Annotated in this window: 18 protein-coding genes; 8 read left to right on the top strand and 10 right to left on the bottom strand. The window is 62.4% G+C overall.

The features are described 5' to 3' along the window. Window positions 1–5: 5 nt before the first annotated feature. The 4 genes from M0639_RS02955 to M0639_RS02940 form a co-directional block, all read right to left on the bottom strand. Complete coding sequence (locus tag M0639_RS02955; RefSeq protein WP_064074544.1) at window positions 6–1,115, bottom strand: S-methyl thiohydantoin desulfurase family protein; 1,110 nt, start codon at window positions 1,113–1,115, stop codon at window positions 6–8. Next, complete coding sequence (locus M0639_RS02950; RefSeq protein ID WP_058039288.1) at window positions 1,112–2,692, bottom strand: hydantoinase/oxoprolinase N-terminal domain-containing protein; 1,581 nt, start codon at window positions 2,690–2,692, stop codon at window positions 1,112–1,114. Before M0639_RS02950 ends, M0639_RS02955 begins: the two co-directional genes overlap by 4 nt. Before the next feature lie 30 nt (window positions 2,693–2,722). Further along, complete coding sequence (locus tag M0639_RS02945; protein ID WP_007727143.1) at window positions 2,723–4,090, bottom strand: purine-cytosine permease family protein; 1,368 nt, start codon at window positions 4,088–4,090, stop codon at window positions 2,723–2,725. Window positions 4,091–4,241: 151 nt separating this feature from the next. Further along, on the bottom strand, window positions 4,242–4,973 hold the full coding sequence (locus M0639_RS02940) for an SDR family oxidoreductase (RefSeq protein ID WP_054828021.1): 732 nt from the start codon (window positions 4,971–4,973) through the stop codon (window positions 4,242–4,244). A 244-nt stretch (window positions 4,974–5,217) separates the two neighbouring features. On the opposite strand from M0639_RS02940, the gene M0639_RS02935 reads away from it, so the two are divergent. After that, window positions 5,218–5,358: a hypothetical protein gene (locus tag M0639_RS02935; protein WP_003941170.1), complete on the top strand. Its 141-nt coding sequence runs from the start codon at window positions 5,218–5,220 to the stop codon at window positions 5,356–5,358. Here M0639_RS02935 and M0639_RS02930 read toward each other — a convergent pair. Further along, entirely contained in the window at window positions 5,346–5,810 is a 465-nt protein-coding gene (locus tag M0639_RS02930; protein ID WP_371714019.1) for a hypothetical protein, read from the bottom strand. The two genes, M0639_RS02935 and M0639_RS02930, sit on opposite strands and share 13 nt — an antisense overlap. Before the next feature lie 3 nt (window positions 5,811–5,813). Between M0639_RS02930 and M0639_RS02925 the strand changes: the two genes are divergently transcribed. The 6 genes from M0639_RS02925 (at window position 5,814) to M0639_RS02900 (ending at window position 15,974) form a co-directional block, all read left to right on the top strand. Next, window positions 5,814–6,119 carry a ribosomal protein L7/L12 gene (locus M0639_RS02925; protein ID WP_231915069.1) on the top strand — a complete coding sequence of 102 codons (306 nt, stop codon included), beginning with the start codon at window positions 5,814–5,816 and terminating at the stop codon, window positions 6,117–6,119. Window positions 6,120–6,544: 425 nt separating this feature from the next. Further along, complete coding sequence (locus M0639_RS02920; RefSeq protein WP_007727149.1) at window positions 6,545–8,398, top strand: BCCT family transporter; 1,854 nt, start codon at window positions 6,545–6,547, stop codon at window positions 8,396–8,398. A 122-nt stretch (window positions 8,399–8,520) separates the two neighbouring features. Further along, a complete protein-coding gene (locus M0639_RS02915) occupies window positions 8,521–12,414 on the top strand; it encodes a Pls/PosA family non-ribosomal peptide synthetase (RefSeq protein WP_003941141.1) in 3,894 nt (1,297 codons plus the stop codon). 11 nt (window positions 12,415–12,425) lie between these two features. Further along, the gene (locus M0639_RS02910; protein ID WP_047269739.1) at window positions 12,426–13,727 is read left to right on the top strand and encodes a M1 family metallopeptidase; all 1,302 of its coding nucleotides are present in this window, start codon (window positions 12,426–12,428) and stop codon (window positions 13,725–13,727) included. Window positions 13,728–13,875: 148 nt separating this feature from the next. Further along, window positions 13,876–14,391 carry a DUF1449 family protein gene (locus M0639_RS02905; protein ID WP_054782309.1) on the top strand — a complete coding sequence of 172 codons (516 nt, stop codon included), beginning with the start codon at window positions 13,876–13,878 and terminating at the stop codon, window positions 14,389–14,391. An 11-nt stretch (window positions 14,392–14,402) separates the two neighbouring features. Then, complete coding sequence (locus M0639_RS02900; RefSeq protein WP_050655914.1) at window positions 14,403–15,974, top strand: flotillin family protein; 1,572 nt, start codon at window positions 14,403–14,405, stop codon at window positions 15,972–15,974. Between the two features lie 45 nt (window positions 15,975–16,019). Here M0639_RS02900 and M0639_RS02895 read toward each other — a convergent pair whose 3' ends face one another. Both M0639_RS02895 and M0639_RS02890 read right to left on the bottom strand, forming a co-directional pair. Then, the gene (locus M0639_RS02895) at window positions 16,020–17,294 is read right to left on the bottom strand and encodes an MFS transporter (protein ID WP_064074546.1); all 1,275 of its coding nucleotides are present in this window, start codon (window positions 17,292–17,294) and stop codon (window positions 16,020–16,022) included. Beyond that, entirely contained in the window at window positions 17,294–17,938 is a 645-nt protein-coding gene (locus M0639_RS02890) for a GntR family transcriptional regulator (RefSeq protein ID WP_054782145.1), read from the bottom strand. The genes M0639_RS02895 and M0639_RS02890 overlap by 1 nt, the downstream gene beginning before the upstream one ends. Before the next feature lie 175 nt (window positions 17,939–18,113). Here M0639_RS02890 and M0639_RS02885 point away from each other — a divergent pair, with 175 nt between their 5' ends. After that, complete coding sequence (locus tag M0639_RS02885; RefSeq protein WP_007727167.1) at window positions 18,114–19,235, top strand: GGDEF domain-containing protein; 1,122 nt, start codon at window positions 18,114–18,116, stop codon at window positions 19,233–19,235. Between the two features lie 14 nt (window positions 19,236–19,249). Here the strand turns inward: M0639_RS02885 and M0639_RS02880 are convergent, their stop codons facing one another. The 3 genes from M0639_RS02880 to M0639_RS02870 form a co-directional block, all read right to left on the bottom strand. After that, window positions 19,250–20,047 (bottom strand): SDR family NAD(P)-dependent oxidoreductase, encoded by a 798-nt coding sequence (locus M0639_RS02880; protein WP_007727170.1) that lies wholly within the window; start codon window positions 20,045–20,047, stop codon window positions 19,250–19,252. A 77-nt stretch (window positions 20,048–20,124) separates the two neighbouring features. Next, complete coding sequence (locus M0639_RS02875) at window positions 20,125–20,823, bottom strand: class F sortase (protein WP_058039293.1); 699 nt, start codon at window positions 20,821–20,823, stop codon at window positions 20,125–20,127. Between the two features lie 129 nt (window positions 20,824–20,952). Next, window positions 20,953–22,416 (bottom strand): hypothetical protein, encoded by a 1,464-nt coding sequence (locus M0639_RS02870; protein ID WP_231915070.1) that lies wholly within the window; start codon window positions 22,414–22,416, stop codon window positions 20,953–20,955. Window positions 22,417–22,540 lie beyond the last annotated feature (124 nt).

The raw sequence follows: 22,540 nt of genomic DNA, 5'->3' as shown, positions 1-22,540 counted from the left end.
GCTCGCTATTCTGCCAGTGCAGGTTGCTCGAGTGTCTCCACCGGCAGGAACGGGCGATCGAGTCCGAAACTTGCCGGACCGAACACCGCCAGTGCCTCCGGGGTTCTCATGATGGGTGGGGTCGCGATCCCGATGACCGCAACGCGCTGCCCGTACCGCAAGCCCTCGGTGGTGATGGGTTCGGCGGTATCGGCCTCGACGATGCAGATCAGGTCTGGCACGATCGCCACCATCACTCCGGATTGCACGGCGATCAGATTTTCGTTCTGGAACTGAACTTCCAGCTCTTCGTCTCCGACGCCGGCGATCCGCACCGAACCCCGAGCGAACCCCTCATCGGTTCGCCGGTCGACATCGATCACCTTGCCGTGAAAGAGAACTCGCCCGTATCCGTAGAGCGTGTCGGCGAGACTGTCGACAAGCGCCTGAACCGGGTCCACCCGCTGCTCACGGGAACGCCTGATGGACCGGCCGATGGTCAGGGCCAACGACAGAGTCCGTGGGATCGCCGTCCGCTTCACATCTGCACCCGTCATCGAGTACTGCGCGATGTGCGCCATCCCACCGAACCTCGACGTCACCCCGCGGGCGAGGCCCTCCAATCTGCTGTTGTCACTTCTGGTGTCGAAGATCGCCACCTCGTCGTGCTCGTTCGCCATGGCGAGCGGACTCGCCGAAATCCCGTACACCGAGAAGGTTTCCATCTCGAGCTGAGGAAAGGCTCGTCCCATCCCGTCGGCGTCGACAACCGGCAGGCCGCGCCGTGCGGCCACCAGCAACGGAATCATCGAATTAATTCCGCCGCACTCCATCGGCATCGTGGCATCTGCAGTTCGACCCGTGTGCTTCTCCAACGTGATCAGCGCCAGCTCGGGTTCGGTTCCGCGCGGCATCTTTTCGACCACGACGGTCGGGGCACCCATCTGCGCGACGGGAATCACCCATGCGTCGTCGTCAAGCTCCTCCGGATCGAGAATTGTGATTTCACCGGCCTCACCGAGCGCCTGCGTGACCAACATCTTGCCGACGAACGGATCTCCCCCGCCGCCGGTGCCCAACAAGGCTGCGCCCCTGGCGAGGTCGTCGAGGTCCGCCGTTCGTAGTGTCCAACTCATCGTGAGCCCTCCTGACCGGTGGAGACCAAACCACTGTGCAGTGCCAAGTCACCGACTGCCTTCACTCGAATACGTGTTGCGTTGCCCGGCAGATACGGAATCGGGACCTCGTCGAACTCCACGATCTGCACCGACTCGGGCCGTGCGCCTGCGGCGACTGCCCGATCGATCGCCTCCTGGCGAGCATCGTCGGCAAAAACCTGCCGGTGCCCGTCCCGCACCGCTTCGACTCGATCTACCTCACCACTGACCTGCGCGATCGCAGCGCCGATCGCATTGGCAACATCGAAGCGCTCAGGACGAATCACCGTTCCCAGGCCCGGGAGTTCACGCTCCAGCAGTACCGATCCCCCGCCAACCGCCACAACGGGAAGTGGATCCGACGTGGTCCGCATCTGTTCCACGGCGTCGGCGACTCGGCGCGAGATCCGGTCGAGTGCCGTCGACACCAGGCCGCGGTCGAGGTGCGCCACCGCACTGCGATCTCCGACGTCGACCAAGCCTGCCGCGACGGCTATGTCGGTGGCCGTCAACGTGTCACCGCCGAATACGAGTGCCCGTGAACCCAATTCGTATCCCACAGATTCGGGTCCGACTGTGAGTCCGTCTGCATCCACCACCGAACCACCACCGATACCGATCGAGAAGACGTCCGGCATACGGAAATTGGTCCGTACCCCCGCGACCGTCACCTCCGTGGTGGCTTCTCTGGGGAAACCGTTGGTCAATACGCCCACGTCGGTAGTGGTGCCCCCGATGTCGATCACCGCACAGCTGGCCAGACCGGACAGAACAGCGGCGCCTCGCATGGAGTTGGTCGGCCCCGAAGCGAAAGTCGCCACCGGATAACGCCTCGCGTACTCGATGTCCATCAAGGTTCCGTCGTTCTGGCTCAGGTACAGCGGCGCGACAATGCCGTGCTCGACCAAAGATCGGGCAAGACCGTCGACGATGTGATCGGCGAGCTCGCGCAGCGCAGCATTGATGATGGTCGCGTTCTCCCGCTGGAGTAGACCCACTCGACCGATCTCGTGCGAGAGCGAAATTGCGACGTCCGGGCCGAGTTCCTCACGCACGATCTCCGCGGCGGCCGCTTCGCATTCGAGATTGACCGGAGAGAACACCGAAGATATTGCGACCGAACGAGTACCGCTGCGAGCCATATCGGCGGCATGGCGGCGAATCTCGTCGGGGTCCAGCGGCGAGATACGACGACCGTCGAACTCGTGCCCACCGTGAGCGAGGTAGTGCCTTCCTTGCACAGCGGAGACCAGGTCTCGCGGCCACCCCACCATCGGCGGAAGCGCGGCGGTCGCCGGAAGCCCCAATCGCAGAGCCGCTGTCGGTGCAAGTCCGCGTTGCTCGATGAGAGCGTTGAGAAAGTGCGTCGTGCCGATCATCACTGCTTGAACAGCGCTGGGAGAGAACGAGTACTGCTGCTGCAGCGCCGCCAGAGCTCCGCCGATTCCGCCGGTGATGTCCTTGCTGGTCGAGTGTTTGACATGCCCGATGACGGTGGTCCCGTCCATCAGGACCGCATCGGTGTTCGTACCACCGACGTCGATTCCGATTCGCATCGCGAACTCCCTTCTACAGTGTGTGCCGTGCTAGTGCGTGAGCGCAGATTTTCCCGAAGTCTCTTGCGGCGCTTCGGTTGCGGTGCGTCCGACTCCGCGAATCAGGCCGAGTCGACCCGCGACGACGTAGAGAACGAAGGCCGAGGCCACCGCGTTGATCGACGGCAGGCCGAAGGTGCTGTAATGACCGATCAGCGCCGAGACGATCCAGATCACCAGCGTGGCCGGTACCCAAGTGGGTGCCGAGTTCGGGAGGGTACCCGCAGCTCGACTCTCCTCCAGATCCTTGCGCCATGTCTTGACGATGAAGTATTCCGCCACCATGATCCCGGCGATCGGCGGGAATCCGACGCCCAACAGGATCAGGAAGTCGGTGAACGAGTTCAGGATTCCGGCAGCCGCGAGGACCGAACCGGTGATGCCGACAACTGCTGTGACAACTGCGCGATTGATCCGTCGACCGAACACGACGTCGATGAAGTTCACGACGCCGAGCCCCGAGCTGTACAGGTTCCAGTCGTTGATCTTGAAGGTGCCGAGAACGATGATCAGAACGCCGACCCAACCGACCGACGAGAGAATGATCGTGGCGATGTCGGAACTGCGAACGGCATGGGCAAGGAGAACACCGGTCAGCCCGATCACGTATTCGCCCAACGTTATTCCGACGAGCGTCTGCTTCACGACATCGCCTGCCGTGCGGTTGAAGCGCGTCATGTCAGGTGTGATCACTGCTCCGGCAATGAAACCGCCTGCGACGATGGTAGTTCCGGCGAGGAAGCTGAGCTCCGGCCCGGCTGGAGCAGATGTCATCAGATCTGACAGCGAGTGATTACGCAGTTCGGCGATGACGGCCCAACCGACCAGGATCAGGAACAGCGGAACGGTGATATTGGCGATCAGTTGCATGGATCCGAACCCGCGAAGGACTATCGCGGTGATCAGGAGACCGAAGGCCAAAGCCCACGCCCACTGCGGCAGAAACGGCATGATTCCGTGCAAACCTGATGCAGAGACAGCAGATTGAATGCCGAACCAACCGATCAGGCTGACCCCGATCACCAAACCGATCACCGCGGAACCTGCGTGCCCGAATCCACACCAGCGTGCGACCACCGATGTGTTGAGCCCTTCACGAACCCCGATGATGCCGATGAAAATACAGACGACCTCGAGAATCACCGCCCCGACTGTCAATGCCCAGAAGGCATTCCAGAACGTCATACCGTAGCCGAGCGTCGCACCGAGCAAGAACTGTGCGAGTGCCGATACCTGACCGAATCGCTGTACTGCCACCGAGAACCACGAATATCGTGCTTCGTCGGGAACGCGGGTGAGCGCGTAGTCGTCACCGTCGGACACTTCACCGCCGGCGGCGGTCGTTGACGTGTTTTTCATGACGGACTCCTCGAATAGTTGGGAAGTGTTCTCGGAGAAGACGGTACGAATGTGGCCGGGGTCACGCCTATGGGCGAATTGGCGTTTCTTCGTGTTACGACAATGCATTTCGCACAGTCGTCATTTCACACAGTCGCCAAATGGCACGGGTCTAACGCAACGCGTATCCGCCGTCGGGGTACAGCGTGGAACCCGTTGTGTACGTGTTGGTGAAGAGATAGAACACCGCTTGTGCAATCTCGTCTTCGTTCCCGACGCGGCCGAGCACGTTGTTCTCGGCGCTCCAGGTGAACGCGGCCTCCCGAACCTCCGCCGGGCGCTGAGCCCACAGATGCCCGTCGATGGTTCCGGGAGCGACAGTGTTGACGCGGATCGGCGACAGTTCGACCGCCAGCCCCCGCCCGAGCCCCTCGATTGCCGCGTTGGCTGCAACGTATGCCGCGGCAGCTGCGGGTGGCCGCACACTGGCAGCGCCGGACATGAGGACCACCGATGCGGTGGGTGTCAGCTTGTCGAGCGCAGCGTGCACGACGCGGTACTGCCCCCAGAACTTGGAGGTGAACGGCGACGCCGCTTCCTCGACGCTCTGTTCACGGAACGAGCCGACCTGGTAATCGGCAGCCGTGGTGAAGAGAGCATCGACGCTGGGGATGTTGGTGAAGAACTCTTTCACCGAGTCGTCGTCGGAGGTGTCGACGGTGAACCAGTGCGCAGCCTCACCCAGCTGCGCGGCCGCTGCTTCGAGCTTGGATGCGGTTCGGCCACCGAGAACTACCTGCGCGCCGGCGTCGACGGCAAGCTGCGCCACTCGCAGCCCGATGCCTGTTCCGCCGCCGATCAGTACGACGGTCTTGCCTGAGAGAGGAGAAGGTGTCGTTGTCATGCAGCGACTGTAGGGCTCACCGAATTGTCCCGACATGTGCAGAACGCACAGATTTCACTACGGAACAGTGCTAAGTATCGAGACTTAGCTGGTAGAGGACACCGCCCCCGGGGATCTCGCTTGACGACGTTTGCTGCGTCGAAACTGCCTTCACATGTACTCCTCCTTCGAGTTCGCTTGTAACAAAACAACTCCCACGACCGAAAATGTCGGTGAACCACAACAGCGAAGGGAAGTAACGACTATGGGATCAGCAGACGTCATGGCCTGGCTCGCCGAGGGTTACCTCGCCGGCGATCCGATTCGCTATCCGCTCTACGTCGGATCGATGTTCCTCGCGATGCCGTTCCAACTGATCGGCGTAATTCTGGGTCACCCCTTCTGAATCGTCACATCAGGCCAGGGCGGTCGACGTAGAACTGCCAGGGTTGCGATCACCGCGGCCGCCAGCCCGATGAACTCCCCCATCAAAGCCGCCCTGGTGTGATCGACGGCCGGTGACCACGACGGCTCACCCTCGTGGATCGAGAACACTCCCACTGGCACCGGTATCGGGTCGCCCCGCCACCGCCGGTGTAGACGCGAAACCGTGATGATCGTCGATCCGTCGCTGGTCTGGTGCGGTTCTCCGAAGATCATCGAGGTCCCGGAATCCGCCCGAAGTCGCTCCACCGCATCACGAATCTCCATGATCTCCATCGTCGCACCGAAACAGCAGCCCTGTGCGAGTATCGATCGATGGCCGAGTGGTGGAATCCGAGCAGGCGCGTCGAGCGATGGTGGCAGACGATTGGCCTCGTCCTGCTCGTAGTCGTAATCGGTCCGAGCACCATCCATACAGTGACCACGGAACCGACAACCGGTAATTGGGTTCGCCTGGCAATCTGGCTTTTCGCGACGGCCGGATTTGCCTACGGCACCGTCCAAGCCTGGCGAAACAGGAACAAACCTCAGTCGGTGTGGTGGGAAGGGACAACTGCCCCCACCGAAGTACCCGCCGACGACGTCCGTAGCGCACTCGCGTCGACAGACGACCGCATTCCGGCAATCAAGGCACTACGCGAACTACATCCGGGCTTGGGCCTGAAGGATGCGATGGATCTGATCGACGCTCAGCGGGGCGAACAGGGCCCGCAACACCGATAGTTGCGACCATCACAATCACAGTTAGGTATCGACACCTGACCGCCACGATCGAGCGAGCACGCCAGGAGTTAACCACCTGACAGACAGGCTGTTTCGCCGAGTTTGACAAATGCGGTCAATCGGTGAGCGTCGACTCGACCGATTCAACTCACCGTACCAATCGAATTCGCCGTTCAGCATTCCACTCATGACCCAATGACACTATTGCCCAACGATTTACAACCGGAACTACGGTATCCAGTGAGAACTTTCGCGACAGTGCAGCATCTTTCGTCCAGTTGAGTTGACCGAAACTTGACGTTACGTTGAATTTCAAAGCAATAGCCCGGTCTTGACCTGCGATGGTGTGAGCGAAACGCCCACCTACGCGTGACACGTGGCCGCCCTGAGGGGCGCTGTGAATGCCTGAACGTTCGAGGAGTGGAATGACTGCGGTCAAAACTGCGTGGCGTGAACTACGGAAACCCGTGTTCATCCCCGCGTCGATAGTGATCTTTGCCCTGATCGCCTTTGCCGTGATCTACGCGGGAACCGCCGCGGATGCTTTCGAAACACTCAACAATGTGATCAGCGACGGCGTCGGCTGGTGGTACATCCTCTCGGCCACCGGTTTCGTGATCTTCGCGCTGTACTGCGGAATCAGCCGCATCGGCAACATCCGATTGGGACGTGACGACGAGCAGCCCGAGTTCGGGATGCTCTCGTGGTTCGCGATGCTCTTCAGCGCCGGCATGGGCATCGGGCTCGTGTTCTACGGAGTAGCCGAACCACTTTCGCACTACGTGACCCCACCTGTCGCCGGGCAGATCGCCGGATCCACGGACGCCGCAGCCAATCAAGCCATGGAACTGACGCTGTTCCACTGGGGCTTGCATGCATGGGCGATCTACGTCGTCGTCGGCCTTGGTCTGGCGTACATGACCTACCGAAAGGGTCGCCCGCTGTCGATCCGTTGGCTGCTCGAGCCGCTCCTCGGACGGGCTCGCATCGAAGGAAAGATCGGCCACGCCATCGACGTCGTCGCCATCGTCGGCACGCTGTTCGGTGTCGCGACGTCGCTGGGCTTCGGTGTCCAGCAGATCTCGGCCGGCCTCGACTACCTCGGCTGGGTGGAGACCGACAACTGGTTGGTCATCACCATCATCGTCATCGTGACGGGCATGGCGACCTTCTCGGTCGTCTCCGGTGTCACGAAGGGCCTCAAGTGGCTCTCCAACATCAACATGATGCTCGCTGCCGCGCTGGCCCTGTTCGTCCTGATTCTGGGACCGACGCTGTTCCTCATGCAGTCGTGGGTGCAGAACCTCGGCGGATACGTCCAGGCCTTGCCCGAACTGATGCTGCGCACGTCCCCGTTCGCCGAAGACGGCTGGCAGGGCGCATGGACCATCTTCTACTGGGGTTGGTGGATGAGCTGGGCACCGTTCGTCGGCATGTTCATCGCGCGCATCTCACGCGGCCGCACCATCCGCGAATTCGTCTTCGGTGTACTGCTGGCCCCGACGCTGGTTGGTTCGTTGTGGTTCACGATCTTCGGTAACTCCGGCATTCTGCGTCAGCGCAACGAAGGCACGATGCTCGACGCATCCGGCGCAGTGGACACCAACACGTCGTTGTTCACGCTTCTCGACGGACTTCCGCTCGGAACGATTTCGAGTGTTCTCGCGATCGTCGTGATCGTGTTCTTCTTCGTCACGTCCGCGGACTCCGGCTCGATCGTCATCGACATCCTCGCGACCGGTGGCAGCTTGGAGACCTCCAAGATCACGCGTGTCTACTGGACGTTCCTCTCCGGTGCCGCGGCCGCAGTTCTCCTCATCGTGGGTGGCAGTGGATCGCTCACGGCGCTGCAAACCGTTGCCATCGCCACGGCGGTACCGTTCTCGGTCATCATGGTGCTGGCATGTCTGTCGATGCTGAAGGCATTCCGATACGAGGTCGCGTCGGCACCACGCTACCTGCGGGTTTCTACAAATGCCTCGGCATCGACCGACGTTCCGCAACCCACCGAAAAGCGGCTCCGCGATCTGAAGATCTCGTCGACCTTCGCCGGGCTCACTCCGTCACAAAGCGGGATCATGACGGATCCCTCCGACGCCCACATGCTCGTCGCGGTCCACGAAGTCCCCGCCCATGCGGTCAACATCGACCCGGATACCGGCGCCGTCGACTTCTCCGAGGAATCGAAGGTCGTCGATCCACTGGGCGGAGAGGTGTTCGACACACCCGAGTTCGCCGACTCGGCAGAAGGCCACGCGCAAGCTGCCAGTACGGACTGACCGGCACGTTCGGCATGTTGCATTAGGCATATCTGTTCACCAACTCGCAAACTTGTCATGAGACTTTCAACTCGACAGTTCGCAGGACTCTAAGTTTCGTGAGTAGAACAGGACCAACGGGTTTGCCACTCCAGTCGCAGTCGGAGACGGAACAATCTTTCGGGATTCCGTCCGTATTCCTACGGTCGGCGCATGCACCTGCGCCGCGCACGCTCATCGACATCGTGCGGGCCTCAGCCGAGGCCAACCCGGAAGCACCTGCCATCGACGACGGCGACACCACACTGTCGTACTCGGAGTTGCTCGACGAGATCGCGCTCGGTGCGCGCTGGCTCGGTGATGCCGGCGTCGGCGCAGGTGACCGCGTCGGAATCAGGATGCCGTCAGGTTCGCGTTCGCTGTACGTGGCGATCCTGTCGATCCTCGCGGCGGGCGCCGCCTACGTTCCCGTCGACGCCGACGATCCGGAAGAGCGCGCCGAGTTGGTGTTCGGCGAGGCGCAGGTAGCGGCAATCATCACCGGCGACGGAATCCAGCCGGGGACGGCGCCGAAGCGGCTCGAACATCCACCGGTTCGCGAACCCGAACCCGAGGACGACGCCTGGATCATCTTCACCTCAGGATCCACGGGCACCCCCAAGGGCGTCGCGGTCACTCACCTCAATGCCGCAGCCTTCGTCGACGCCGAGGCGCGCATGTTCCTCCAGGACGAGCCCATCGGGCCTGGTGACCGCGTCCTCGCGGGACTCTCCGTGGCATTCGACGCGTCCTGCGAGGAGATGTGGCTCGCGTGGCGCCACGGCGCCTGCCTCGTCCCGGCTCCTCGTTCGCTGGTTCGCAGCGGCATGGACCTCGGCCCGTGGCTGGTCTCGCGTGACGTCAGCATCGTCTCCACTGTGCCGACGCTTGCGTCTCTGTGGCCGGCCGAGGCCCTCGAAGCCGTTCGACTCCTGATCTTCGGCGGCGAAGCCTGCCCACCCGAACTGGCAGAGCGCCTGGCCGTCGAGGGCCGCGAGGTCTGGAACACTTACGGCCCCACCGAGGCAACCGTCGTCGCCTGCGGCGCACTGATGGACGGCAAGAGCCCCGTCAGCATCGGCCTCCCCCTCGACGGCTGGGACCTTGCCGTCGTCGACGCCCAGAGCAATCCCGTCGCGGTCGGTGAGGTGGGCGAGCTGGTGATCGGCGGCGTCGGCCTCGCCCGTTACCTCGACCCCGCGAAGGACGCCGAGAAGTACGCGTCGATGCCCTCTCTCGGGTGGGAACGCGCCTACCGAAGCGGCGACCTGGTCCGGCTCGAGACCACCGGCCTGATGTTCCAGGGCCGCGCGGACGATCAGGTCAAGCTCGGCGGCAGGCGCATCGAACTCGGTGAGGTCGACAACGCCTTGCAGAACCTGCCGGGTGTGAGCGGCGCTGCCGCAGCCGTGAAGAAGACGGCAGCCGGCAACCAGCTCCTCGTCGGATACATCGCCAGCACGGATCCCGACTTCGATCTCAAGGCCGCTCATGCGCTGCTCAGCGAGCAGCTACCAGCAGCCCTCGTGCCGCGTCTGGCGTTGATGGACGAACTTCCGACGCGTACGTCAGGCAAGGTCGACCGCAATGCGCTGCCGTGGCCGTTGCCCGGCGCCGGTGAAGATGCCGGGGCCGCGTTGGGCCTCGACGGCACCGCCGCCTGGGTTGCCGGTCTGTGGGGATCGATCCTGGGCGCGCAGATCACCGGACTCGACGACGACTTCTTCGAAGTGGGCGGCGGATCCCTCTCTGCGGCTCAGCTGGTAACCGCCCTGCGCGAGCGGTTCCCCGAAGTGACCGTCGCACAGCTCTACGACCACCCACGGTTGGGATCGCTCGCCGAATATCTCGACGAATTGGCACCCACCGAAACTGTGGAGCCGCGCATCGTCGCTCCGACACCCTTGAAGACTCAGCTCGCGCAGATCGCCGTCACCGTTCCGCTCACGACGCTCACCGGACTGCAGTGGGTGACGTGGCTGGCGATCGCGAACAACGTCCTCGGCTGGTTCGTCGACGTCAGCTGGGCGCCCACGGTCTCGTGGTGGTGGATCCTGTTGGCATTCATCGTGTTCATCACGCCGATCGGGCGCATGACCATCGCTGTCGTCGGAGCGCGCCTGCTCCTGCGCAAGCTGGAACCGGGCACGTATCCCCGAGGCGGTAGTGAACACCTGCGTCTGTGGATAGCGCTGCGACTCACCGAAGCCAGTGGCGCAGCCAACCTTTCGGGCGCACCGTGGATGCTCTACTACGCCCGCGCCCTCGGCGCCGACATCGGCAGCGGCGTCGATCTCCACACCCTTCCTCCCATCACCGGCATGCTCGAACTCGGTGACGGCTGCTCCGTCGAACCCGAAGTCGACCTCTCCGGCCACTGGATCGACGGCGACGTCATTCACATCGGCGAGATCAAGATCGGTGACGGCGCCTCCGTCGGTTCACGCTCGACGCTTCTGCCCGGCGCGCGTATCGGTCGCGACGCCGTCGTCGAACCCGGATCTGCGGTGTTCGGCCGAGTGAAGGCAAACCAGCAGTGGGCCGGCTCCCCCGCCACCAAGGTCGGGAAAGCGAATCATCCTTGGCCTGCCGAACATCCGAAGCGTGCACCCGGCTGGGTGCCGGTATACGGCGTCACCTCGGTCTTCCTGGCCGGTATGCCGATCTTCGCGCTGATGGCCGGGATCGCATTGATCGGTTGGTGGATTCGCGACACCGACACGCTCGCGAGCGCAGTGCTCCAATCGCTGATCATGCTTCCCGTCGCGACCATCCTGAGTTTGCTCGTCTTCGCAGTCGTCACCCTTGTGGCCGTTCGTCTTCTCTCGATCGGGCTGACCCCCGGTTACCACCCTGTCCGCAGCCGCATCGGCTGGCAGGTGTGGGCGACCGAACGCCTGCTCGACTCGGCCAGAACCTTCCTCTTCCCGCTCTACGCGAGCCTGCTGACGCCGGGATGGCTCCGCCTTCTCGGCGCCAAGATCGGCAAGAACGTCGAAGCATCCACCGTGCTCCTCCTTCCCAAGTTCACGACGGTCGCCGACGGTGCATTCCTCGCTGACGACACCATGGTTGCGAGCTACGGCCTCGGCGGCGGCTGGATGCACATCGAACAGGCGAAGATCGGCAAGCGCGCGTTCCTCGGCAACTCCGGTATGACCGCCCCCGGTCGACGCGTCCCCAAGAACGGTCTGGTGGCGGTTCTGTCGGCTACCCCGTCCAAGGCCAAGTCCGGATCATCGTGGCTGGGTAGTCCACCGGTACGTCTGAGAAGGGCTGCCGGAGACACCGACGCCGCCCGCACGTTCAATCCGCCCATGCGCCTCAAGATCGCCCGCGGAGTGGTCGAAACCTGCCGACTGATCCCCGTCATGGTCACGTTCGGCATCGGTCTCGGTGTTCTGTTTGCACTCGAAGCACTGGTCGGCGCAGTCGGATTCTGGTTCGCGGCTCTGCTGAGCGGCGTAATTCTGCTCGTCGCCGGAGCAGTGGCGGGCGCGATCACCATCGCCGCCAAGTGGATCGTCGTCGGACGCATCGCCAAGGTCGAGCATCCGCTGTGGAGTTCGTTCGTCTGGCGAAACGAGGTAGCCGACGCCTTCGTCGAGACCGTCGCGGCGCCGTGGTTCGCTCGCGCGGCGACTGGTACGGCCGTACTGAACATCTTCTTGCGTGGACTCGGGGCCAAGATCGGTAAGGGCGTTTGGTGTGAGTCGTACTGGCTACCCGAGGCAGATCTTGTGACTTTGGGCGACGGAGCGACAGTGGAACGGGGGTGCGTCGTGCAAACTCATCTCTTCCATGATCGGATCATGTCCATGGACACCGTCACTTTGGGAGCAGGAGCAACGCTGGGACCGCACTGTGTCGCGCTACCCGCAGCCGGCATCGGCGCGGGAGCGACGGTAGGGCCTGCATCTCTGGTGATGCGAGGTGACACCGTTCCGCCCTCCACCCGCTGGCAGGGCAACCCGATTGCACCGTGGGTGGCGTCGTGAAGCCGAACCGAATGCTCGAGGAGCCGATCGATCCGTACCTGCCGCTCAACGGCAACCGCGGGTACCGCGTGTCCCGGTACGAACTGGAACTGACGTACAAGGTCTTCAGCAACCGTCTCGCCGGCAAAGCTGTCATCACCGCTGTCACCACCGAGAGCCGATCCAAGTTCAGCTTCGACCTCGCGCAGAACCTGCAGGTGTCCAAGGTGTCCGTCAACGGTGCCCGCGGCACCAAGTACGCGCACTTGAACAACAAGCTGATCCTCACGCCGTCTACCAAGATCCCCGCGGGCGGTGCCCTGTCGGTCACCATCGCGTACAGCGGCAACCCCGAGCCGATCAAGAGCCTGTGGGGCGAAGTCGGCTGGGAGGAACTCGACGAAGGAACTTTGGTCGCAAGTCAGCCCAACGGCGCGGCGTCCTGGTTCCCGTGCGACGACCATCCGATTTCCAAAGCGTCGTACCGCATCTCGATCACCACCGATTCCCCGTTCTATGCCCTCGCCAACGGCAAGCTGATCCGCAAGCAGACCCGTGCGAGTCAGACGACGTGGGTCTACGAGCAGACCGAACCGATGGCAACCTACCTGGCAACCATTCAGATCGGTCAGTACGAGCACCGACAAGTGAGCGCCGGGCCGGTACCGGTCTTCGCCGTTCACCCACCTCGGCTGCGAGCAGCGTTCGACGTCGACTTCGGGCGCCAACCCCAGATGTTGGAGGTCTTCGGAAAGCTGTTCGGACCGTATCCCTTTACCGACTACACCGCTGTGGTCACCGACGACGAACTCGAAATCCCCATCGAAGCGCAGGGACTCTCGATCTTCGGAGCCAACCACTGCACAGGCAGGCGCGGTTCCGAACGTCTTGTCGCACACGAGCTTGCCCATCAATGGTTCGGCAACAGCCTCACTCTCGGGCAGTGGTGCGACATCTGGCTGCACGAAGGCTTTGCCTGTTACGCGGAGTGGATCTGGTCCGAGAATTCCGGTGGCCCGTCCTCGAACCAACTCGCGACAAACGCCTATCAAGGGCTCGGGCGTAAATCTCAGGACTTGATCGTCGCCAATCCCGGTCCTGCCCTGATGTTCGACGATCGAATCTACAAGCGGGGCGCATTGACTCTGCACGCCCTGCGCGGCGTTCTCGGAGACGAGAAGTTCTTCGAACTGATCCGTCAGTGGACCACGAAGCATCGACACAGCACGGTCAGTACCGAGCAATTCACCGATCTCGCTTCACGTTTCACCGACACTCCATTGCGCCCACTGTGGGATGCATGGCTGAATCAGCGCTCCCTGCCCCGTCTCTGACGCTCTCTCACCGCGATATCACCACGCCGAAACATTCCGAATGCACCGATTATCTTTGTCTTACCTTTACTATAGAGGTGGGCCGAGGGACGACCCCGACAACACAATTCTCAGGGCACGCTTCCTCGACAGGTAGATCGGGGGATCGATGTTCGTTGTATTCACAATATGTTTCGTGATCGGGGTCGTGGCCCTGGTCGGAGCCTTTGCCGTCGGCGAGGTTGCAGATCTGGGCGGCGGCCACGCAGACGGGCTGCCATTTCTGAGCCTGACAACCTTGGCCACAGCACTTTTCGGCTTCGGCGCCGGCGGCGTAGCTGCCACTCTCGCGGACGCTCCGACATTGGTAGCGGCGATTACAGCACTCGCACTCGCCGCCGTCCTCGTTGTCGTCACGCGCGGCCTACTTCTCCCCTATCTCCTTGAACAACAAGATAATTCGCACATCGGACGAGCTTCGTACTCCGGGCTGTTGGGCACCGTCACCCTCACCATTGCAGCCGAAGGTTGGGGAGAAGTCTCGTTCGTCGACGCCGAAGGCAATCGCGTGCAGGCCAAGGCCGTCAGTGCACAGCCGATGGCGCTCACCACCGGCACCACCGTCTACATCGCCGATGTAGACGATCAATACCTTCACGTCGTCACGGTTGACGACGCGATCTAAGGACTCGATACATGCTGCCAATCATCATCATTGCGGTTGTAGTCGCAGTAATCATCTTCATCGTTCTCCCCGCGATCTACGTGAAGAACTACGTCAAGGTCCCGCCGAACGAAGTGGCGGTTTTCACCGGACGAGGCAAGCCGAAAGTCGTCCGCGGCGGAGCCCGGTTCAAGATTCCGGGAATCGAACGCGTCGACATCATGTCGCTCGAGCCGTTCAACGTCAGCATCAATCTCAAGAATGCGCTCTCCAACGACGGTGTTCCGGTCAACGTCGAGGCAGTCGGCCTGGTACGAATCGGTTCCGCCGACGAAGCGGTTCAGACAGCGGTGCAACGATTCCTGACCTCCGACCTGGACGAACTCCAGCAGCAGATCAACGAAATCCTCGCCGGCAGCCTGCGCGGAATCACCGCGACCATGACGGTCGAGGATCTGAACTCCAACCGCGATTCGCTCGCACGCAGCGTGGTCGAGGAGGCAGGCGGCGACCTCGCACGCATCGGCATGGAAGTCGATGTCATCAAGATCGCGGGAATCTCCGACTTCAACGGCTACCTCGAATCGCTCGGTCAGCGCCGCATCGCCGAGGTCAAACGTGATGCCGCGATCGGAACTGCTGAAGCAGAGCGTGATTCGCAGATCCAGTCGGCAAAGGCGCGACAGGCAGGCTCCGTCGCACAGGCCGAGGCCGACACTGCGATCGCGAGTGCAAATCAGAAGCGCGACGTCGAACTCGCTCGCCTTCGAGCACAGACCGAAGCCGAGAACGCCGAAGCCGACCAGGCCGGACCACTCGCGCAGGCAACGGCCGAGAAGGCCGTCGGCATCGCACGTGAGCAGGCCGAGGCGGCCCGCGTCGAAGCTCGCACCGAGGTCGAGCGTCGTCGCGCCCAGCAATCGGAAGCGGCATTGCAGGCAGATGTCATTGCACCGGCCGAGGCCGAACGCCAAGCCTCCATCGCACGCGCAGAGGGTGAGCGACAGGCCGCGATCCTCCGCGCCCAGGCACAGGCCGAGTCAGCAAGGCAGGCCGGCGGGGCTCAGGCCGATGCACGAAAGCTCGTCGCCGACGCTGTTCGCTCCGAGCAGCAGGCTGATGCCGACGGCCTTCGAGCACGTCTGGAAGCCGAAGCTGACGGCCGCAAGGTAGCGGCCGACGCCGTTCGCGCCGAACAGCAGGCCGAAGCGGATGGTTTGCGCGCCAAGCTCGAAGCCGAGGCTGCCGGTAAGCGTCAGATCGCCGAGGCGCTCAATTCCTACACCCCGCAGGCCGCGCAGTTGCTCACTCTGCCTGACGTTCTGGCAGCACTGGTCGACGCCACCGCAGCAGCAGCGAAGCCGGTCGGCGACATCGATCGGATCTCCATCGTCGGCGGAAGCGACGGGGCGCAGGGTTCGATCGGCTCGATCCTGGGCATCAGTCCCCAGGTGATTGCCGGTGTCATCGAAACTCTCGAAAGCTCAGGCGTCGATATCACCGGTTTGCTCAACGGCCTGAACAAGACCGCATCGGTTCCGGCTGGTTCGGTACACAATTCGGTCCACAATTCGGAAAACGGTTCCGCAACCGTAGACGCGTGATTTCGCCCCGGTCCGCCGACTCTCGCAGGAGTCGGCGGGCCGGCTTCACGCGCTCGGAAGATGTGAACGCGACTTGAAGAGAATCAGAATCAAGCAGGCAGCGGCGGCGGCTGATCCGAACAGCAGAGTCACCGTGTAGCTCAGTGCCGGAATGCTTTCCGACAGCATCGCCAGCAACGCAGGCACCGCGAACCCGATGTAGGTGATCGAGTAGAACACCGCGGTCAATCCTGCCAGATCGTCCGGCCCCGCGATTCGCTGGATCTCCAGCAACCCGGACACCAGTGCCATGCCGTACCCGCAACCGAGGATCGCTGCAGCCACGATCGCGATCGCCACGGTCAGCGTCGACGCAACCAGAGCAGCACCGGCCATACCGACCACCAGAAACACCAGAGCCACAACGGCGCCACGAGCACTGCGGTCGGTGTCGATCTTGCGCCCCAACGACTGAATCGCGAATCCGCATGTCAGCGCGACCATGCACAGCAGAGCCGAAAAGGCCACGGGCGCATCGCCACTGTGCCCGGTCATGAGCGCCGGAATAACTGCATACGCGACACTGGCGGCACCGAACACCCACGGCGCCAACGGAACGACGACGTAGAGGAATCTGCGGTGACCTGCCAAGGGGATCTTGAGGTCGTCGATCAACCTGCGACGGTCGGATTTCGCCTGTGCCGGTCGTGTTTCGGGCGCACGCCACAGCGCCATGGCGGCGAGGACGGTGATCGCGATGTGCAGCACGTACGCCAACACACTCGGCATGGGCGCCCACTGCGCCAAGATTCCCGCAGCACCCGCTCCCAAGGCGAAGCCCGCGGTCAGACTCATCGCTGCTCGCCGAGCACCTGCGCCTTCCGACGCCGTCGGGTCCCAAGGTTGCGTGGACAACTCCTTGACCCAGGAGCCGCCGACGGCCATACCGATCCCCAAGGCGATGCCACAGAGGATTCTTCCCAGGATGAGAGCAGCGGCGGAGTCCGCCCCGAAAGCGAGCAGCGTCGAACCGGCGATCGCGATGATCGGCGCGGGGAGCATGATCGGGCGTCGACCCAATCGATCGGACAGCGGGCCGCCGAGCAGCAGGGCCGGCACAATTCCGACGACGTAGGCGAAGAGGAAGAAATCGACCATCACCGGCGAATAGCCGTGGTCGAGTCGGTACATCACCAGCAGTGGGGTGAATTCGTTTCCGCCCCAGGCAGCGGCGAACATACTGGCGGCAACGGTCAGCCACAGCCACTTTCCGCCGGAGAGGCGTTCACCCTCGAGACGAGTTTCGGCCGCGGTCCCAGCGCCGATCGTTTGGGTGCTCATCACAGAGTTCCTTCGAAGCCGAGGCCGTGGACCTGGCGCATGTGTGTGAGGACGGCAGTGTTGTATCCGTCGGCATCGCCCGTGTCGACGAGGTCGGTAAGCGCGGTGTGATCGGCAAGGATGCGCGAGAGTTGGCCGGGGTCGCGTGAGATCGACCGGGCTGTCATCCGTCGTTGCCTGTCGCGCAGACTCGCGTAGAACGAGTCGAGCAAAGGGTTCCCACCGGCGGCAACGATCATCTTGTGGAAGTCTGCATCGATTGCGCTGAACGCGGCCACGTCCCCGCGATCAGCAATCTCACGTTGCTCGATCAGATTCGCGCGCAACGCTGCGACAAGCGCTTCCCGTGCGTTCGGTCGGACCGACACCACTCGAACGCTCTGAGTCTCGACGAGCTGTCTGGCACTGACTACGTGTTCCGCTTCCCCATCCGCGACCGGGACGATCAGCGCCCCCTTCTTCGGATAGAGGCGCATCCAACCTTCCGATTCAAGACGCAGAAACGCCTCACGCACCGGCGTTCGGCTCACATTGGTCCGTGCAGCGATGTCACCCTCACTGATCAGCTCCCCGCCGGCGAGCTCGCCGGAAAGGATCAGCTCCTTGACTTCGCGGAAGACGGTTTCGGAAGCGGAATACAACATAGACACAAGATGTATTTATACTCCACGCTGGCGCAACGCAGACATCCGGGTCGCCGATCCGAACATCTCGGTCCGATGCGGCATCGATCCAGTTAGCATTGCAAGGTGCCAGACAGAAGAGGAATCAGTTCGCGATGAATGGCGCACGCTCCAGCCTTCGAGGACTGATGCACTCATGACATCGCAGATGAAGTCGATGAGGACGCTGACCCGCGAGTGGTTGATTCTTCCCGATCAATACGACCGCTTCACTCGCTATCTCCGCGACAACGGCCTCACGACCGCCACCCGGCTATTACTTGGCATCATTGTCATCGGACTGGGAGTGTGCGCACTACTGAACAGATTCAGCCCTGCCGGTCCGACAAGCACGATTGCGCTGTTCTTCAATACTGTTGTCGTGATCTCGTGCTTCGTAGTCGGAGTCTCATGGTGGGTCTTCGGCCCCACAAAGCGTCGCTCGTTCGGTTTCGTGGTCTTCTGCGACATCGCGGTCACGATCTCCGTCGTTGGAGATTCCTCCCAGCTCGCACGATTGCTCACCTGTGTCATTTTTGCTCTGGTCGGCATCTACATCGCCTACTTCCACAACCCGAAGTTGCAGATCGCGCACATAGCTTTTTCGCTTCTTGTGATCGCGGTGGCTGCGCAGCCAATTCTGTTCGGGCCGGATCGCGATCCAGCCCTTGGTGTTTCGAAAGTACTGGTCGTCATCACCGCGTTGGTGGTCTGCGCATTCATCTCGCAGATCGTGCTGACGATGCTCAGCATGGATGCTTCCAGTTCCGACCTCGATCCTCTCACCGGCCTCTTGAACCGTCGTGGCCTCGACCGCCACGTCGAGAAGGTACTCGAGGGGTTCCAGCGTCAAGAATCTGCGGCACTACTCGTTATCGCGATCGACATCGACCGGTTCAAGACGATCAACGACGTGCACGGCCACGACGTCGGCGATCGCATCATTCTCCGGGTATCGCAGCGGTTATCCGCCTGGGCACACGCCGATGCTGTCGTCGCGCGGATCGGCGGCGACGAATTCATCCTCGTCCAAAGACTTTCTGTGCCAGCCATCGGACCGATGCTCAACTCGATCGGACCGGCAATGCACTCGAATACCGACGAGATACCATCGACGTCGAGCGTCGGAATCGCCGTGCGTACCCACAAATTCGTCGCCGGAGAAGACCGCGCAGCAGCGTTCACGGACATGCAGAAAGTCGCCGATTCGGCGATGTACGAAAGCAAGAGACTCGGCGGCGGACGCGTTCACACGATCGTCACCACCGCCGGCAGGTAGCAGTACGCACAATTTCAGTAGTAGACCGGCCCCGGCACTCCTCCACCCGCTGCCACTGCGTCACCGGTGATCGCGATGCTTCGCGGCGATGCCAGGAAGGTCACGACGTCGGCTACTTCTTCGGCATCGATGATCCGATGTATCGAGTTCGTCGCGATACCACGCTCCACCTCTGCCTGCGAGCGGCCGGATTCTTCCGACTCGCGCGTAATCCGTGCGGTCAACCTCTCGGTCCTCGTCACGCCCGGATGGACGACGGTGACGTTGATTCCCTTGGGGCCCAGCTCGTCCGCAAGATTCTTGGTCAGTGCAGACACACTGACGTTGCGGATCGTGTGGGCGATCGAAGTGGCCTGTCTGGCACCCAAACCGCTGATGTTGATGATCCGACCCCAACCCTGATCGATCAGATACGGCGCCACAGCGCGCGCAGTTCGCAGGTACCCCAGCACTTTCACTTCGACTTCGTCTCGCACGACGTCGTCGGTGGTCGCCTCGAAATCCGTCGGCTTTCCGGCGCTGAACGGCGTCGCTGCCGAATTGACAAGAATGTCGACACCGCCGAACTCCTCTACCACTTGCCGCACCGACGCCTGAACCGCGTCGTCGTCTCGCGTATCCGTCACGACTCCGATCGCACGAATTCCGAACTCCGAAACCAAATCTCGTGCAACGCTTACGACGGTTCGCTCAGTGCGCGCGAGTATCGCGATGTCGACCCCTTCAGCGGCCAGACCTCTGGCGATTGCCAGACCGATCCCCTTGCTACCACCGGCAACGATCGCACGCTTTCCAGACAAGTGAAGATCCATACCTGCGACACTATCCAACAGGCGATCCCCGATCGCTACGAAGAGGGATCGGGGACCGTCGGAATCATTCCTGTGTCTCAGAGCATCAGATCCGCGTACAGGTAGACGTTGTCGGCGTAGTTGCCCACACCGTCCGCGAATTGCAGTTCGCCGCCGCAGGTTACGACTGCCAACTTACGAGGGCCCTCCGGGCCGGCCAGCACGCTTTCCTCCACACCATCGGCCTTCGGGCGCGTCGTCACCGCAGTCACCTTCCACGACGTGCTCTTACCCGTCGCGTCGGATGTACGGATCACTTCACCCGGCTCGATCGTGCCCAGGTCGAACAGCGCGCCGTTACCCTGGCCGGTCAGATTGACGTGTCCGGCAATCAAGGTCGTGCCGGTGGCGGAATCGAGAGATGCACCGTCGAGCCAGATTCCGACGTTCTTGACGTTCTCCGGCGGAGTGAGAACTCCTTCCGGCACGGTGGCGTCCACGATCGGCGCCTGAACACCGACCGGGTCGAGCGAAAGGGTGTTGGGAGTCATCAACGCATCCGTAGGCGTTGCCGGATTCGCGGAGTGCGACATGACAACTCCCGGACTCGGCGGGATCGCAGCATCGTCATCGGAGGATCGCAGGCCGACGAAGGCCATGGAAGCACCGGCGACCAACACCGCGATGAGAGCCAGAATGAACGCGACACGACGCCCTTTGCCTGGACTCGCGGGCTGATCGTGGTTGGGATCGTCGTATGGATTGGATGGATTGGGATCCGACTCGTACATGGTCATCGAACTGTCTCCTGCGGGATGAGGCGCCCCCGGCACCTCGTGCGAATTGACGCCCCCTGCGTCTGATCAATGTCGGCACCGATCACACGAAGCGTGATCGGTGCCGACGTCTACTACACGTGCCTGGTGTCAGGATCGCTTGCGGCGGAGAGCAACTGCTCCGGCAGCAGCCATTCCGACAAGCCCGAGGCCCGTCACTGCGACGGCGACGTTGCGGCCTGAATTCTGTTCAGCAGCACCACCGTCGATGGCAACCGGGCGGGGGCCAGTGGCCGGCTTCGGAGCCGACGGCGCCGGAGTTGCGGGAGTTGCAACCGGCTGCGACGGAACAGGTGCACCCGGAACTACAGGCACGATCGGCACAATCGGCACAATCGGCACGATGGGCACGATCGGAACAATCGGCACGATCGGAACGACCGGGGTTGCAGGCGTCGTGGTGGCCGGTGTGGTCGTTGCCGGTGTGGTCGTTGCCGGCGTGCTCGTTGCCGGTGTCGTCGTGGGTGCTGCTGCATATCCGACGCTGGCAGATGCATTCATCGAAGCCGGCCGAACGGTGTCGAACGACGCGAAGATCTGGCACTGTGCGCCTGCCGTGTTCCAGTGCAGGTTCTCGACCGAATCCGGAATGACGCTTGCAGTCACCGAGTAGTCCCCGCCGGCCGCAGCGGTGAGGCAAAGATCAACAGCAGTCGGTGCGTCGCCGCGGCCGTCGACCGTCAGTTGATTTGCAGACAACGTCGCCTTGGCGTTGTCACCACAGACGGTCAGTTCGGTGCCCGCCGAGGACTGAACAGTGATCGGCTTCCGGTACATATTCGTATTCAGGGTGAAAACGGCAGTCTCGCCGGCCTTCAGAGTCCCCGTCGCGGGTGTCTTGCGAACGAGGTCGAGCGTCTGCGTGACGTTCATGATCTCGACGATGCGAGCTCGCTCGTCGTCGCCGATGTTCCTGTCGCACAGGCTTTTGAAATCGGCCATCAGCGGATTGTCGTAGTCCGAGACACACCACACAAGCGTCTGCCGCGCCGAACGTGCATCCTCGCTGCCATTTCCCGAAACGACACCGTCGAGTTTGGCGGGATTCTGCAGCAACCAACTGATGACAGCGAGATCGTCGGCTGACAGATCGGGATTGCCCGAAGACGGCACCGTCGCACCCATCTCGTCGTTGTGCTTGTCAACCGGCAAACCGTTCTCGTCGACACCGGCACACGGATCGAGATCGAAGTCCGTGCAGTACATCCATTCCGACTTCGCAATTCCGTCGACATCGCGGACACCGCAGACCGGAGCATCCACCGCGGCCGAGGTACCCCGATCGGTGGTGCCGTACATCGGCACGATGTTGCCGTCGTTGTAGTGATCCAGCCGAATGCCGGAGATGTCGAGCATCTGCTCCGAGGGCGTGTACTCGGTGCCCTCACACAACCCGGCGGTGAACGCCGGAGCGGCCGCGGTTCGCACCGGCATCGGCGCGGACACAGCTGGCGAAGCAAAAGCAACGCTACTACCGGCGACCGTTACGGCAATAGCTGCAGTTAGCGAGAGCCGGAGAACAAGCGGCCTACGCCGTGAACCAGACACAGTCATCAAAGCTTCCCTTTCAAGACATTTCGGTAGCGGGACGGTTGCCTGGATTCCCAATACCACGCCACCCAGCGCTCACTTCCGAGAGGATCAGCCGATCACTTTTGGCAATCAGCCAGTTACTGAA

The sequence above is a fragment of the Rhodococcus qingshengii JCM 15477 genome, assembly GCF_023221595.1.
GTDB lineage: Bacteria > Actinomycetota > Actinomycetes > Mycobacteriales > Mycobacteriaceae > Rhodococcus_F > Rhodococcus_F qingshengii.
The sequence above is the reverse complement of the archived record's forward strand: the minus strand, read 5'-3'. Positions and strand labels throughout refer to the sequence as shown.

Coding starts and splice junctions, on each gene's coding strand:
- M0639_RS02955 (WP_064074544.1), bottom strand. CDS start 1,115: ATGAGTTGGACACTACGAACGGCGGACCTCGACGACCTCGCCAGGGGC.
- M0639_RS02950 (WP_058039288.1), bottom strand. CDS start 2,692: ATGCGAATCGGAATCGACGTCGGTGGTACGAACACCGATGCGGTCCTG.
- M0639_RS02945 (WP_007727143.1), bottom strand. CDS start 4,090: ATGAAAAACACGTCAACGACCGCCGCCGGCGGTGAAGTGTCCGACGGT.
- M0639_RS02940 (WP_054828021.1), bottom strand. CDS start 4,973: ATGACAACGACACCTTCTCCTCTCTCAGGCAAGACCGTCGTACTGATC.
- M0639_RS02935 (WP_003941170.1), top strand. CDS start 5,218: ATGGGATCAGCAGACGTCATGGCCTGGCTCGCCGAGGGTTACCTCGCC.
- M0639_RS02930 (WP_371714019.1), bottom strand. CDS start 5,810: ATGGATGGTGCTCGGACCGATTACGACTACGAGCAGGACGAGGCCAAT.
- M0639_RS02920 (WP_007727149.1), top strand. CDS start 6,545: ATGACTGCGGTCAAAACTGCGTGGCGTGAACTACGGAAACCCGTGTTC.
- M0639_RS02910 (WP_047269739.1), top strand. CDS start 12,426: ATGCTCGAGGAGCCGATCGATCCGTACCTGCCGCTCAACGGCAACCGC.
- M0639_RS02905 (WP_054782309.1), top strand. CDS start 13,876: ATGTTCGTTGTATTCACAATATGTTTCGTGATCGGGGTCGTGGCCCTG.
- M0639_RS02900 (WP_050655914.1), top strand. CDS start 14,403: ATGCTGCCAATCATCATCATTGCGGTTGTAGTCGCAGTAATCATCTTC.
- M0639_RS02895 (WP_064074546.1), bottom strand. CDS start 17,294: ATGAGCACCCAAACGATCGGCGCTGGGACCGCGGCCGAAACTCGTCTC.
- M0639_RS02890 (WP_054782145.1), bottom strand. CDS start 17,938: ATGTTGTATTCCGCTTCCGAAACCGTCTTCCGCGAAGTCAAGGAGCTG.
- M0639_RS02885 (WP_007727167.1), top strand. CDS start 18,114: ATGACATCGCAGATGAAGTCGATGAGGACGCTGACCCGCGAGTGGTTG.
- M0639_RS02880 (WP_007727170.1), bottom strand. CDS start 20,047: ATGGATCTTCACTTGTCTGGAAAGCGTGCGATCGTTGCCGGTGGTAGC.
- M0639_RS02875 (WP_058039293.1), bottom strand. CDS start 20,823: ATGACCATGTACGAGTCGGATCCCAATCCATCCAATCCATACGACGAT.
- M0639_RS02870 (WP_231915070.1), bottom strand. CDS start 22,416: ATGACTGTGTCTGGTTCACGGCGTAGGCCGCTTGTTCTCCGGCTCTCG.